This is a genomic window from Nostoc sphaeroides, from assembly GCF_003443655.1.
GTDB lineage: Bacteria > Cyanobacteriota > Cyanobacteriia > Cyanobacteriales > Nostocaceae > Nostoc > Nostoc sphaeroides.
In genome coordinates, this window is the sequence record NZ_CP031941.1 from 2,083,925 (window position 1) to 2,097,618 (window position 13,694).

General features: G+C 43.2%; 14 protein-coding genes. 6 read left to right on the plus strand and 8 right to left on the minus strand.

The window, feature by feature from the left end:
• The first annotated feature begins 72 nt into the window (after window positions 1–72).
• From D1367_RS09440 to fba, 4 genes are all read left to right on the plus strand, one after another.
• A complete protein-coding gene (locus D1367_RS09440; RefSeq protein WP_118166073.1) occupies window positions 73–915 on the plus strand; it encodes an RNA polymerase sigma factor in 843 nt (280 codons plus the stop codon).
• A complete protein-coding gene (locus D1367_RS09445) occupies window positions 912–2,450 on the plus strand; it encodes a tetratricopeptide repeat protein (protein ID WP_118166076.1) in 1,539 nt (512 codons plus the stop codon). Before D1367_RS09440 ends, D1367_RS09445 begins: the two co-directional genes overlap by 4 nt.
• Window positions 2,451–2,951: 501 nt before the next feature.
• Complete coding sequence (locus tag D1367_RS09450; protein WP_118166079.1) at window positions 2,952–3,362, plus strand: mannose-binding lectin; 411 nt, start codon at window positions 2,952–2,954, stop codon at window positions 3,360–3,362.
• A 721-nt stretch (window positions 3,363–4,083) separates the two neighbouring features.
• Complete coding sequence (fba, locus tag D1367_RS09455; RefSeq protein WP_100898838.1) at window positions 4,084–5,163, plus strand: class II fructose-bisphosphate aldolase; 1,080 nt, start codon at window positions 4,084–4,086, stop codon at window positions 5,161–5,163.
• A 366-nt stretch (window positions 5,164–5,529) separates the two neighbouring features.
• On the opposite strand, the gene D1367_RS09460 is transcribed toward fba, so the two are convergent.
• A complete protein-coding gene (locus tag D1367_RS09460) occupies window positions 5,530–6,342 on the minus strand; it encodes a carbon-nitrogen hydrolase family protein (protein ID WP_118166082.1) in 813 nt (270 codons plus the stop codon).
• A gap of 210 nt (window positions 6,343–6,552) precedes the next feature.
• Here D1367_RS09460 and D1367_RS09465 point away from each other — a divergent pair, with 210 nt between their 5' ends.
• Entirely contained in the window at window positions 6,553–7,146 is a 594-nt protein-coding gene (locus D1367_RS09465; RefSeq protein WP_118166085.1) for a MarC family protein, read from the plus strand.
• 148 nt (window positions 7,147–7,294) lie between these two features.
• Here D1367_RS09465 and trxA read toward each other — a convergent pair whose 3' ends face one another.
• The 3 genes from trxA to D1367_RS09480 all read right to left on the minus strand — a co-directional run bounded on the left by trxA (window position 7,295) and on the right by D1367_RS09480 (window position 9,939).
• Window positions 7,295–7,618, minus strand: a complete 324-nt coding sequence (gene trxA, locus D1367_RS09470; RefSeq protein WP_118166088.1) for a thioredoxin — start codon at window positions 7,616–7,618, stop codon at window positions 7,295–7,297.
• A gap of 328 nt (window positions 7,619–7,946) precedes the next feature.
• Window positions 7,947–9,110, minus strand: a complete 1,164-nt coding sequence (locus D1367_RS09475) for a GuaB3 family IMP dehydrogenase-related protein (protein ID WP_100898834.1) — start codon at window positions 9,108–9,110, stop codon at window positions 7,947–7,949.
• A 298-nt stretch (window positions 9,111–9,408) separates the two neighbouring features.
• The gene (locus tag D1367_RS09480) at window positions 9,409–9,939 is read right to left on the minus strand and encodes a YdcF family protein (protein ID WP_118166091.1); all 531 of its coding nucleotides are present in this window, start codon (window positions 9,937–9,939) and stop codon (window positions 9,409–9,411) included.
• 315 nt (window positions 9,940–10,254) lie between these two features.
• Between D1367_RS09480 and D1367_RS32735 the strand changes: the two genes are divergently transcribed.
• Window positions 10,255–10,377 (plus strand): hypothetical protein, encoded by a 123-nt coding sequence (locus D1367_RS32735; protein WP_267255533.1) that lies wholly within the window; start codon window positions 10,255–10,257, stop codon window positions 10,375–10,377.
• Between the two features lie 61 nt (window positions 10,378–10,438).
• Here D1367_RS32735 and D1367_RS32140 read toward each other — a convergent pair whose 3' ends face one another.
• The 4 genes from D1367_RS32140 to D1367_RS32740 form a co-directional block, all read right to left on the minus strand.
• Window positions 10,439–10,654 carry a hypothetical protein gene (locus tag D1367_RS32140; RefSeq protein WP_228674577.1) on the minus strand — a complete coding sequence of 72 codons (216 nt, stop codon included), beginning with the start codon at window positions 10,652–10,654 and terminating at the stop codon, window positions 10,439–10,441.
• A gap of 229 nt (window positions 10,655–10,883) precedes the next feature.
• Window positions 10,884–12,137: an exonuclease subunit SbcD gene (gene sbcD / locus D1367_RS09490; protein WP_118166094.1), complete on the minus strand. Its 1,254-nt coding sequence runs from the start codon at window positions 12,135–12,137 to the stop codon at window positions 10,884–10,886.
• 97 nt (window positions 12,138–12,234) lie between these two features.
• Complete coding sequence (cysH, locus tag D1367_RS09495) at window positions 12,235–12,960, minus strand: phosphoadenosine phosphosulfate reductase (RefSeq protein WP_118166096.1); 726 nt, start codon at window positions 12,958–12,960, stop codon at window positions 12,235–12,237.
• A gap of 543 nt (window positions 12,961–13,503) precedes the next feature.
• Window positions 13,504–13,635 carry a hypothetical protein gene (locus D1367_RS32740; RefSeq protein ID WP_267255532.1) on the minus strand — a complete coding sequence of 44 codons (132 nt, stop codon included), beginning with the start codon at window positions 13,633–13,635 and terminating at the stop codon, window positions 13,504–13,506.
• Window positions 13,636–13,694: the final 59 nt, after the last annotated feature.

Sequence of the window (13,694 nt, forward strand, 5' to 3'; positions counted from 1 at the left end):
TATACGGATACTTAAGTGCATGTTGAAAGTGAATAAATAAAGGAGTTTGAGCTTTTCAACTGGAAGTAGTAAATGCAGGCACATTTGGGTCAAAAAGCCTTTATTTCCTTAGCAGGGCTGGAAACTGAGAACCACCTATGGTCAAAGCAAATGCGATCGCAGGGTTTATCTGGGAGCGATCGCGACTTTTGGCAATTATGGGCACAATATCAAGATTATTTTTACAGTCGTAGCTTACGGTGGATGAGTGGTAATCCCATAGATGCCGAAGATGCACTGAGTCAGGCAATGCTCAAAGCCTGGAATGAATGGCCAAAGTATGCCGGGAAAATTACCAATCCCAAAGCTTGGTTGAGCCGAATAACCCATAACCTCTGCATCGATATTCATCGAAAACGCCAGCGCGAAAGGATGGAAAACATTGAGGACATTCAATGTGTCGCTCATGAAGCAGCCACTTGCAGCCTTGAATCTGCTGAGTCAGAAATTTTCCGTCATGAACTGAGGGCATATCTGAACCACAGAATTGAGTCCTTACCTCCCAGACTGCGCGATCCTTTTATTCTCCACTATTGCCAAGAGAAGTCCTACAGAGACATTGCCAAGGAACTGTCCCTCTCTGAAGACAACATTCGCAAGCGGGTTAAACAGGCGCAAACTATTCTGCAAAAGCATTTAAACAAGTATCTGGCGGGGGAAGATGACACTTTTCTAAATTCCCTCTCGCCATCCTTAAAATCGGTAATTCCGATGGTGGAAGAGTCCCAACCTCATGAAACCATGACATCTGACTGGGAAGCGGCAATAACAACACACAGCATCATCGAAGAAATAAATTATAAAGTAAGCGTGATATGGTTGGAAACCTTGCCACATACTTGGTACAGTTCTCCCAGTCTTCTGGGGTGGACATGAGTATTCACTTGGTGTTAGACGAAAAGCCAAGTAGACAAGACCAGAAGCTAAAAACCTTAAGTAAGTACGTCCAGAAATATCCCCAAGGATGGAAGAAACGATTAGAACTAGCTGATTTGCTCTACGGAATGGGAATTTGGCTAGAGGCGATCGCAGAGTATCGCCAAGTAATTGAGTTACAGCCTCAATTAATCAATGTGCGGCTGCAACTGGGGAAAATCTTGCAGATGATGAAACGAGAACCAGAAGCTATAGAGCTATATGGAAGTGCCTTAGCATTATCTTGTAATCAAGGAACTCACCACCACATAGGCGGATTAATTGCTGTCTGTAAAAATGACACCGAAAAAGCAATCATCGCTTTTGATGCTGCGGCTGAACTAGAACCTGACAAAATCGTTCACTGGCTGGCATTAGGACAAGTACAGAAGGAAAGAGAAAATCCGATTGGGGCTTTAAAAGCCTTTTTACAGGTTTTGTCACTCAACCCAGATGATATTGTCGCCTTGATTCACAGCTATGATGCACTGATGACAATGGGGGACTTTCAAGCAGCTAGGGAGCAGTTAAATAAAGCGATCGCTTTAGCCCCCGATGATTTCCGGGTACTCCAACGACAATTAGATCGGCGTTGCGGAATGAAATTGGTATCCGGTGAAGAAGGAAAGCAGACTAAAAAGCTGATTGGTTCTGTGCTGCGACAGGCTCCTCATGCAGCTGAAGCTTACAAATCGCTAGCGTATTATCATCTTTACCGGGGAGATTGGGCGCAAGGTGTGGGGGTATTAGCAGAGTTTGCACAGCAACACCCCAATTATCCTAGCGGTTGGTATTACTATGGACAGTGCTTGTTCCATACGGGGGAATATCAGGCGGCGGCTGAGATGATGCTCAAAGCATATCGTTTATATTCTGACGATTGTGAAATCTATCGGGCGTTGTGTAAGATTTTGCCCGTTGCTGGGCGACTAGAAAAATTACAACCCCTACTAGAAGAGATGCTTGAGCGTTTTCCTGAACGGTGGAGTGTTTGGGCGACGGTGGGGCGAGTGCTGGTAGAAAGCTTTCAAGAGATTGAACGAGGGTGTAGTGTTTCTGCCAAGGGAATGGAACTCCAACCCCAATTAGCTGATGCTTGGTTTCGTCATGGGCGGGTATTGGCTTTGGCGCTTAAACATCAAGAAGCGATCGCGGCTTTAGAAAAAGGATGGCAGTTTTTGCCAGTAGCGGGGGGTTATCTGCAATCTGTACCTGCTGCGGTGTGGCTGGGAGAAAGTTATCGAGAACTGGGGGATGATGGGGTTAGTCGGCGGTGGTGTCAAGAGGCTTGTGTGCAAAGTCACCAACTGAAGCCGTTTAACTTGGCTACGGCTGATTACTGGCAAGGGAGAGCGTTGGAAGGGTTGGGGGATACTTTCGAGGCGATCGCAGCTTATCGCAGTGCTTTGAGTCAACAGTTGTTTTATCCGGCTCGTGGGGAAGTTAAGGAGGCTGTTAAACGGTTACAAGCTATGGTGCAGAAGAATTGTACTTGAGTCTAGAGCCAAGGGAGCAGGGAGCATTGGTGTCAACTTAAGCTAAAACCCTTTTCAAATCTCGTTTCCAGTCTCCAACTGGAAATGCACTTCAATTGCGGCTCTGCCCCTAGTCTTGAGGCGGAGCCTCTAATTAGGCATTCCAGTCGAAGACTCTTGACGAGGCAAACTTCAGTTCCTTGCGAGACATGGCTTTTACGTTAGGGACTTCCAGATAAAAAAATATTCCATTGCTATTGTTCACTGTTGACCGTTGACGGTTCACGAGTTTTCAGTCAACAGTCAACAGTCAACAGTCAACGACTTGAATGTGGAATAATTTATTTTTTGGAGTTCCCTTAAGTTGACACCAATGGGCAGGGAGGGGATTTATTTAGAGAAAAATTACCTCTAACTCGAAAAATTCCGAAATTGATAACTGAGATCGTCTTTAGAGTATAGAGATGAAAAAATCAACCTTAATCTCTACGTAAAAATTCTGAAACATCAGGAGTGTTTAAAATGAAGTTAGGTAGATTGATTAATGCGATCGCAGCTTTGATCTTTGTTTTTTGCGTTGCAGTGATTGCTAGTCCCTTAACTGCTGTAGCAGCTCCAAGTAGTTATCAACAGACCTGCTCAGATATCTCTATTAAGGACAATGTATTATCAGCTATTTGCAGAAAACGGGATCAATCACCCAACAGCACTGCCATCACTTTGAAAGGAATTGAAAATATTGATGGTACTCTCAAGGTAGTTGATCCTCAAAAAACAGCTAACTTTAACCTCTCTTGTACGGGTACTTCTGTTGCGGGAGCGGAAATTTCTAGTCAATGTCGTAAGATCAATGGTAATTTTGTATCAACTCGTACTAGCATCAATGGAATCGAAAACATTGATGGAGTACTAAAATACACGAGCACTCCATAAATAGTGCGATCGCTTGATTTTGTAGTAGCGTCGCGAAGCTAAATTTGTGCAATAAATTTTGTCGGTTGGCTCCTTCGCGTCAGCGTCGCGCAGCGAAGAATGAGATCCAATACCCCGATGAATGTTGGGTTTCACGTTGCTCAACCCAACCTACGCTTAATGCATCATTTTAGGCTTGCCACGCCTGTAGGGTGCCTTATGCTTTGGCTAACGCACCCTGTTAATTGTCCTAACTTTTCACTCATTTCTATTTCTCTCTCCTGCAAGGAGAGAGACTTTGAATGTTCCCCCTTAGAGCATCGGGAAGGGGGTTAGGGCGTTACGTTTTCGTGGGTTTTTCCAGATGACGTGAAAATTGAAGTTAATTACCATAGCATATTATAATCCCAAATGCAATATTCAGGGGAAAACACCCTCATAGCATTTGTCAGACATTAGTGGGTTTAAGGTGAAGCGATCTCAAAGCGATCGCCATTTTGGATAGTGGGCTACCAGAGCTACTAACTGTAGGGTAACTAAAGGTACAGCAATACAGAGCAAGTATGGTGCATAGTACAGGAGTATAGAACATAGTTATAGTAACGATGGCATAAACTTTTTCAACATAGATACACGACACTAGTTATAATTTCCTATAAGTTGAAAAAACTCTTAAGATTTAGCGTAATAATTACGCTTCTCTCACACCGACTAGCTGACAACCACATTAGGAGGACTATCTATGGCGCTTGTACCACTGCGGCTGCTGTTGGATCACGCAGCTGAAAACGGTTACGGCATCCCAGCTTTCAACGTTAACAATTTGGAGCAGATTCAGGCAATCCTGAAGGCTGCTGTCGAGACAGATAGCCCCGTAATTTTACAAGCTTCACGCGGCGCTCGTAATTATGCAGGAGAAAATTTCCTCCGCCACCTAATTTTGGCAGCGGTAGAAACCTATCCTCACATTCCCATTGTCATGCACCAGGATCATGGTAATGCGCCTGCTACCTGCTACTCAGCAATTAAGAACAACTTCACCAGCGTGATGATGGATGGTTCTTTAGAAGCTGATGCTAAGACCCCCGCTAGCTTCGAGTACAACGTTAATGTTACCCGCGAAGTTGTAAATGTAGCTCATGCTTTGGGTGTAAGTGTTGAAGGTGAACTCGGTTGTTTGGGTTCTCTGGAAACTGGTGCTGGTGAAGCTGAAGATGGTCACGGGTTTGAAGGTACACTTGACCACTCTCAACTGCTAACCGACCCCGATGAAGCTGTTGACTTCGTAGAAGCAACCCAAGTAGATGCTTTGGCTGTTGCCATTGGCACTAGCCACGGTGCTTACAAGTTTACTCGCAAGCCGACTGGGGAAATTTTGGCAATCAGCCGCATTGAAGAAATTCACCGCCGTCTGCCTAACACCCACTTGGTAATGCACGGTTCTTCTTCTGTACCTGAAGATTTGCTTGCACTGATTAACCAGTATGGTGGTGCAATTCCTGAAACCTACGGTGTACCTGTAGAAGAAATCCAAAAAGGGATCAAGAGCGGTGTACGGAAAGTAAATATTGACACCGACAACCGTTTGGCTATTACTGCTGCTGTCCGTGAAGCTTTGGCTAAAAAACCAGAGGAATTTGACCCCCGTCACTTCCTCAAGCCTTCCATTACATACATGCAAAAAGTTTGTGCTGAACGCTATCAGCAATTTGGCACAGCTGGTAACGCAAGCAAGATTAAGCAGATTTCTTTGGAAGATTTTGCTGCTAAGTATGCTAAAGGTGAACTCAATGTTGTTACCAAAGCTGCTGCTAAAGTTTAATTCTGACAACTAATAAATAGGTGCATAGTACTGCTATGCTCCTAAAAAACTAAGGATTTTAATGTTGTCAGAAACCGGGTAGATACCCGGTTTTTTATTTTATAGCAGTTCTCAATTGCATGAAATACAGACCTAACCCCCAGCCCTAGCCCTTTCAAGCTGGCCAAGGAAGATACGTTATTTCAGTGCTACCATCTTGAATCCTCCGCTCAGATTTTGGGCTTTTTGAAGGTTGAAATAACCAATTCCGTTCTAAATTTCACCACCTTGAAAGGGCTAGTCCTAGTATATTGCTTCCATTCAAGAAGCCCTATATTCATAAAGGCGGTATTGCTCTCCGTGTGCCCAGCCCCCAGTCCCTAATCCCTAGAACACCCTATGCTGTAAAGAGGGCATTTGACGGCGGACTTGTTCTAACCTAGTTGGCTTGATTTCTGCGATCGCAATTCCCGGTTTCTCTCCAGCATCGGCTAAAATTACACCCCAAGGGTCGATAATAACGGCGTGGCCGTGGGTTAGACGGCGACCGTAGTTATTGCCTGTTTGGGCAGGAGCAATGACGTAGGCGGTGTTTTCGATGGCTCTGGCTTGTAGTAGTACTTGCCAGTGGTCTTTGCCTGTAAAGGCGGTAAAGGCGGCGGGAATAAAGATAACATCAGCTCCCTTATCTGCCAGATGGCGGTACAGTTCCGGGAAGCGGACATCATAACAAATGGAAAGCCCTAAATTACCAAGTTTTTCGGAAAAATGGACAGGTGGTAGTTCTGTACCAGCTACAACCGTGCTGGATTCCCGATAGGTGTTGCCGTCGGGGACATCAACATCAAATAGGTGTACTTTGTAGTAGCGGGCAAGTTCTTGACCGTTTGGGTCAATGAGTAAAGTGGTGTTATAAACTTTGCCTGTATTGTCTACGGGAAGTGGAAAGCTGCCGCCCAAGATCGTAATTTGAAAGCGTTGAGCCATTTTTTTGAGAAATTTTTCACTTTCAAGAGCGATCGCATCACCTTGCGCGAGTTTGTCTTTTTCTTCTCCCATATAGGAAAAGTTTTCTGGCAAACCAACCAATTGGGCACCTTGACGCACGGCAAGCTCTATTAATTCTTCTGCCTGTGCCAAATTTTTTTGTAGATCGGGCACACTGGTCAATTGAATAGCGGCGGCTAAATAAGACTTCATAGATTCAACAACGAACAGTTGATTTATGGAAGATAGATTATCAAAATATATCGCTACTTCAACATCTGTGGAACTTAATTAGAAATCAGTCAGCCAAGATTTTCTTTAAAACACTTGTTTTATTGCTGATCTTAATCTTCCTCTGGGTTATAGCAAACTGAGCAAGATAAAGATTAAGTTGTGATCAAATCTTGATAAAAACTGTCTACTGTGGATATTTCTATTCTCATTCAAACATTTATCGCTGTGTTTGTCTTGGCGGATGCTGTGGGCAATATACCGATTGTTTTAGTTTTGACTAAGGGCATGATGCCAGACCAAAGAAACAAAGTTATAGATAAAGCAATTATCATTGCGATCGCAGTTCTTTTGCTATTTGCCTTTGCAGGGCAAATAATTTTAAATTACTTAGAAATCAGTATCGGCTCTTTGCGAGTAGCAGGAGGACTATTGTTGCTGTTAATTGCTTTGCAAATGCTGCGGGGAGAATTAGATCAGCCGATTATTGAAGAAGGACGCGATGTTGCAATTACTCCACTAGCTTTACCACTGTTAGCGGGGCCGGGGACTTTGACAACGGTGATGTTGCTGATGTCGAAATCACAGAGTCCGCATATTGCTGTCGCGGTGGGTATCTTAGGGGCGATGTTTATCACTTGGTTAATTTTGCGTTTAGCAAATCTGATTGATCAGTGGATTGGTGCAGAAGGTGGAGTGATTGTGACTCAACTTTTGGGTTTTTTGTTGGCAGCGCTAGCGGTGGAAATTGGGAGTACGGGAATTAGGGAATTGTTTTTGAGCTAGAAAACTCCTAAAAATATTCTGAAACTGTATACAAACGTAAATAAGTTTGAGAGACGAGAAATTCGCGCCTCTCAAACTTGTTTATAAAAATTAACCTAAACTTAGAACAAGATGGATAACTCAAGAGGAGTTTATTGCCAATTGAGTTTCAAAGATACTTTTCGAGAGTGGTAGCTAATGTAGTTTTAGGCACAGCCCCCACCACCATATCCACTTTTGCTCCATCCTTAAAAATCATTAATGTGGGAATACTGCGGATGCCGTACTGACTAGCAACTTGAGGATTTTCATCCGTGTTGACTTTGACGACCTTAATTTGACCTTTGTACTGTTCGGAGATTTCATCGACAACAGGAGCTACCATACGGCATGGTCCGCACCACGGTGCCCAAAAGTCAACTAAAACAGGTACATCGCTGTCGAGTACTTCTTGCTTGAAACTAGAATCGGTAACTTGCGCGGCTGTTGACATGCCTAAAACCTTCGCCAATAATATCTGAGCTTGGTGAAAATTCTACCATAGCAAAAACCTCAGCTTGGAAGTCCAAGGATGTACATTTGCAAAGAAGCTCTCTTATTTTATTTACAAACATAAGGAACCGCCCGAACAGTAGTCCGGGCGGAGTGTGGTGTGAGGAGTGAACGGAAACATTCGTCTCCGCTATCTCTATTGTAGGCGACATATAGGATTTTTCCAGCAATTGTTTAGGGGGCTGGAAAAATTTAATAAGCAGGGGAGGCAGGGGAGGCAGGGGAAGCAGGGGAAGAAGAATTAATAACCCATGCCCCATGCCCCAATTCTATTTACCCATACCTAATTGTTGAGCTTTTTGGTAAACTTTACCCTCGGTTAATAAAGAAGGCGCAATCACAACTTCCACTTGTTGCATTTCTTTAATATTTTTGGCTCCTAAGGTGCCCATACTGGTTTTTAAGGCTCCTAAAAGATTGTGAGTGCCATCATCTAGTCCTGCTGGGCCAACGAGTATTTGCTCTAGGCTACCGGTGGTGGCAACGCGAATGCGGGTGCCACGAGGCAAGACTGGGCTGGGAGTAGCCATACCCCAATGATAACCTCGTCCTGGGGCTTCTGCGGCTCTAGCAAAGGGGGAACCAATCATCACACCATCGGCACCGCAGGCGATGCATTTACAAATGTCGCCACCGGTGATTAAACCACCATCAGCAATAATAGGAATATAGTTGCCAGTTTCCTTGTAGTAATCATCTCGTGCTGCGGCACAATCTGCGATCGCAGTCGCCTGCGGCACTCCCACACCCAACACGCCACGAGAAGTACACGCAGCACCAGGCCCAATTCCCACCAGTACCCCAGCCGCTCCAGCTTTCAACAAATTCAAAGTGACTTCGTAAGTTACACAATTCCCCAACACCACGGGGATGGGCATGGAACGGCAAAATTCTGCTAAATCAAGTGGTACTAAAGACTCTGGTGACAGATGTGCAGTAGAAACTACCGTAGCCTGTACAAAAAATAAATCTGCCCCAGCTTTTGCCACCGCCTCGCCGTATTTACTTGCACCGGCTGGAGTTGCACTTACCGCCGCAATGCCACCTTGTTGTTTAATTTCCTGAATTCGTTGTTCAATTAATTCTGGCTTTATTGGTTCAGCATAGAGTTCTTGCATCAGGGCAACAAATTCATCTTTCCCCACAGAGGCAATCCGATCTAATATTGGCTCTGGGTCAGCATAGCGAGTGTGAATCCCCTCTAAATTGAGGACACCTAATGCTCCTAACTGTGACAAACGTACAGCCATACGAACATCTACTACACCATCCATCGCACTGGCAATTATCGGGATTTCTCGCTCAATATTGCCAATACGCCACTTAGTATCTGCCAAACTGGGATCTAGTGTTCTGTTACCAGGGACTAGAGCAATTTCATCTATTCCGTAAGCTCTGCGAGCTGTTTTTCCCCGCCCAAGTTGAATTTCCACGCTTTAATTTTTCTTAAATCTGTTTAAGCTAGGGTATCAAATTGTGAGATAAGTTGGGGCGTTTTTTTCCCTGAACTACACAGATAAATTCGAGTTACCCAAGCTGCCACTAAATGAGCAAAAATTGTTAATTGGTTTTTATATTGTGTTCTTTAAGGGTTGATGTTGCGCTAGTTTTTGGATAATTGTAGTTTCATGTGTTTTTTATTACTTAGTTAATCTCACGATTATTGGCATTAATTGGCTTAATTTACCTGTATTGACTTAAGCCAAGCTCATCCAAATTACCACTGATAATTTATCGTTTATTTTTAACTGCATCCACACCAGTGTAACCAGTAGCTAGCCAAAGTATTGCTCTAGCTCCATCACGAATAGATTTTTCAATAGATTCAGGTGGTTTTTCTGAAGGAACTGGCACTGGTTTTAAATAAATACCTCGACTACCCAAAATAATTTCGCCGATGACACAAGCCCGGCGCATGTGGAAATCTGAAGTAATCAAATAAACGCTCTTGATCCCACGAGCTTGCAAATCATCTACCAACGTAGTAAAATTAGTAACTGTATCCACAGCCTCATAGTCCAAATGTAAACGTTTGGGATCAACACCAGCTTTGGTAAACACTCGTTGGGTGAATGTAGGTGGACTACCCCCAGTAATCCAAATTGGTATATTTGGATGCTGGCGGACGAATTCAGCCGTAAACTTTTCTCGCTCCAAACGTCTCGTTGAACCACCCAACACTACAACTGCTTGCGGCTGTACAATTTGATTTTGTACTTCTTTGTATCCCCACCAGGTGATTAGCGGTAAGACAAAAGCCATAAAACGAAAAGATTTACCTGTAAAAAATAGCTTATTCAAGGCTCGATAAATTTATTTACTGAGTCAAAAATTTCCTCTGGCTAGAAGAAAAACAACAATTGATAGTAGAAGAGTAGCAAACTCCTATAAAATCTGCCCAAATATATATAAATTTGGGTGATTTTTATGTTGCAGCACGATTAAGCGTGCTTGAAGTTTTACCTTTAATTGATGGATTATCCTAACCGATATCGGACAATTCATCAAAGGATGTTAGCATCTTCTCAAAGAACCCCATTTAGAAGATGACTAATTACATTAAATTCTCGCTTGATCATGAACTTTTTTGAAGTTTACTATATTTTCGCATTATTGAAAGAGCGATCGCACTTTTTGGTAGAACATATAATCAGGCGATCAGGCGATCGCTTAGAATTTAGGTGTAGTGCGTTGGCGTAGCGTTTCGCAGGAAAGGTATCGCCCTTGCTGGTAGAATATATATATAATCAAGCGATAAGATTTAAGCACTCACTAACAGAGTCAGGCGTTTCAGTATACGTAGTACGTCGTACAATTCATTTCCAGGGTTTCGCATCAAAAAACCCTTTGATAAAGCATAACGCGGTAGATTTACTTTCACTTCGTGGAAGAATGAGTCATCCAAAACTAACTGAATTCCAAAGTTATCGATTAAGTACCTTAAGTTAGTGTCCTTTGCTTGGATTATTTGCGTCATAAGTTTTGGGAAGTAGAAAATAGGACTTACACAAAATACCTCTAAAACGCTGATTTCTCCGTGCCCGGTTATTGAGCGTTCGCGTAGCGTCTCCAAGAGTTGTCGAAATACTGCGCCTGGAGCAGTTCGTTATTCCATAACAATTGTTAATTACGAATTACGAACTTGTACTGAGCTTGTCCTGAGCGTAGCCGAAGGGCGTAGCCGAAGTATTACGAAGGATTTTATCCTATTCATTAGTTGCTGCTTCCAGCCAGACTTCCACATCATCTGCTAGCAGCTTCTGGGCTGCATCCATCATTGATGCTGCAATATCTTTAAGGTCTTCGCGGTTGTTCAAGTAAGTTTTTAAAGCTTCCATTGGGTCGATGCTGCTACTTGCAGTCAATTCAGGAATGCGGGGACGAGCTAATTGACTCAATAATTCTGCTTGAATGGTGTAGGTGTGAGCCGGACTTAAAGCAGTATGTAGAGAGGAACTGTCAATTAAATCCATCTGCTCAGAGCGGAGTTTGTAAATTAGCCGCACTACAGCATCTTGAATATCATACTTAGCGATCGCTTTCATTAACACCCCTTGCGGATCATCTGCTTTGGAGATATCCACTTCAATGGTGCGGAAAGTCCGAACTGTTAAGGGACAAAATTCCCATTCAACCCTCCCCCGCTCCAGTTCTATCATCACATAGCCTTTGTCTTCTTTTTCTTCACTAAAATCTACGCGCTCAATACTTCCCGGATAAATCACCGGGGGGTTGTTGGATTTATTCAGATTTTGGTGGCGGTGGACGTGTCCCAAAGCTACATAATCAAAACAAGGTCGCGTTAGCAAAGATAAGGGTAGAGTAAAGCCTTTACCCACCGCTAAAAAGCGTTCTGCGCCCAAGGTAGCATTGTCAGACATCAAATGAGCCAAAAGGATAGTTGGCACATCGGGGTCAAGACGGCGAATTTCCCCTTCTAAAACAACTCGCAGACGTTCCGTTAACAGTTCGTTGACTTCCGCCAAAGATGAACCCTCAGTTTCTTGGCGAGTCATCAGAGTTGAACGGGTTAACCAAGGCAGGGTAATTACTTGCACTTTGCCATTACGGGTTTCGATGCAGTGAGTAGTTAATGTGTCACCCACAACAAACCCTGGCACTCCTAAAGTGCGGTAAATATTTAAACTCGCGCCTCCCTGTCCTTGGGAGTGTTGGTCGTGGTTGCCCACCAACAGCACTGTTGGAATATTGGCATCCATGAGACGGCGAAATTGGCTGGCAAAAGCTTGCTGTACATAAGGCGGTGGTGTAGCATCCGGGAAAGCATCGCCACCAAATATCACCATATCAACAGCATCTGTCAACGCTCGGTCAATACATCTAGATAAGGTATTGACAAAATCCTCCAATCGTGTATTTAATCCCGTTTCTGGATTAATTCGTCCGTGGGAGAAGCCGCTTCCCATGTGGATGTCGGAGAGATGGAGGATTTTAATCATATTTGTCCTTAGTCCTTAGTCATTTGCTCTTTGTTTAATACTAATGACTAATGACCATTGTACAGACGCGATTAATCGCGTCTGTACTGACCAATGACTAAATATGAATTCCGCATTCTGTTTTATCACTTCCTCGCCAGCGTCCGGCGCGTTCATCTTCGCCTTCGCCTACTTTGGTGGTAATGGGTTCGTCGCCGATGCTGGGATAACCTTTGTCGTGGAGAGGGTTGTAGATAACTCCGTGTTCAGCCACGTAAACCCAACTATCTTTACGTGTCCAGGTAGCGATAGGATTTACTTTCAGCCGACCTTTACCGTCGAATTCAAATATGGGCATATTCGCACGGGTTACTGCTTGGTCACGGCGGCGTCCAGTAATCCAAGCGACGCTGTTGAGTTCGTCTAGACCCCTTAGCAGTGGTTCAATTTTTGTAATGTGGTGGAATTTGGCAATATCCTTGTCCCAAAGTTTGTCGCCGTACTTGGCTTCAAAGGCTTCGCGGGTGTCTACATCTGGAGTTTTGAAGGTTTGCAAATCCAGGTTGTAGATTTGTATGGCTTTGGCTACTAATTCTAGGCTTTCAGGGAAGTGGTGCAAAGTATCGAGAAAGATCACAGGAACTGGATGCTTCAGTTCAGTGTAAAGAATATGGGTAATTATCATATCATCCACGTTAAAGGCGCTTGTTTGCACCAGCCCCGTTGGGATATTCTCTATAGACCATGCCAGTATTTCTTTGGGAGTGGCAGTTTCAAATTGCTGATTTAATTTTTCTAAGTCAAAAGCGATCGCTTGGTTTCTAGATGCCGTGGAAGCTGTCATGATAATTTTCTGTTCAAATAATTTTACCTTGATTAAGATTTATTTTACTCCACAAAGGCCCATATTCCGCTCGGAGATAAGGTAATTATTCTGTTCGGAAATTACTACATTGTGGAACTGGAGAATGGGGAGTGGGGAAACTAAGAGAATAAGGCATTGCAAGTAAAAATTAACACGTAAGTACAAATTAAGTATTTACTAAGAAACTTTACGGTAATTTAAGTTTTACAATGCTTTTATAGATATTTATACTGATTTTGATATGGTTAAGAAACAATTAATAAAAAGGATTTTACTTAAATGAACACTTCAAAATCCCCCAACCGTTTAGGCGAATCTATGATCATGGGCGCTTTAATGATGTTGACCAGCGTTAGCATAATTACAATAATGAACTTTTTCTAAGAGAAAGATTTTTAATTTTAGCAATAAAACTTCACATAGCCTTGCTCAAAACTGAGTGGGGCTTTTATTTTTACGTGACCTCGATCGTTGGAATTTAACTAGGACTTAAGGGAACTCCAAAAAATAAATTATTCCACATTAAAGTCGTTGACTGTTGACTGTTGACTGTTGACTGAAAACTCGTGAACCGTCAACGGTCAACAGTGAACAATAGCAAAAGTCGTTGACTGTTGACTGTTGACTGAAAACTCGTGAACCGTCAACGGTCAACAGTGAACAATAGCAATGGAATATTTTTTTACTTGGAAGTCCCTAATAATATGTGTCTA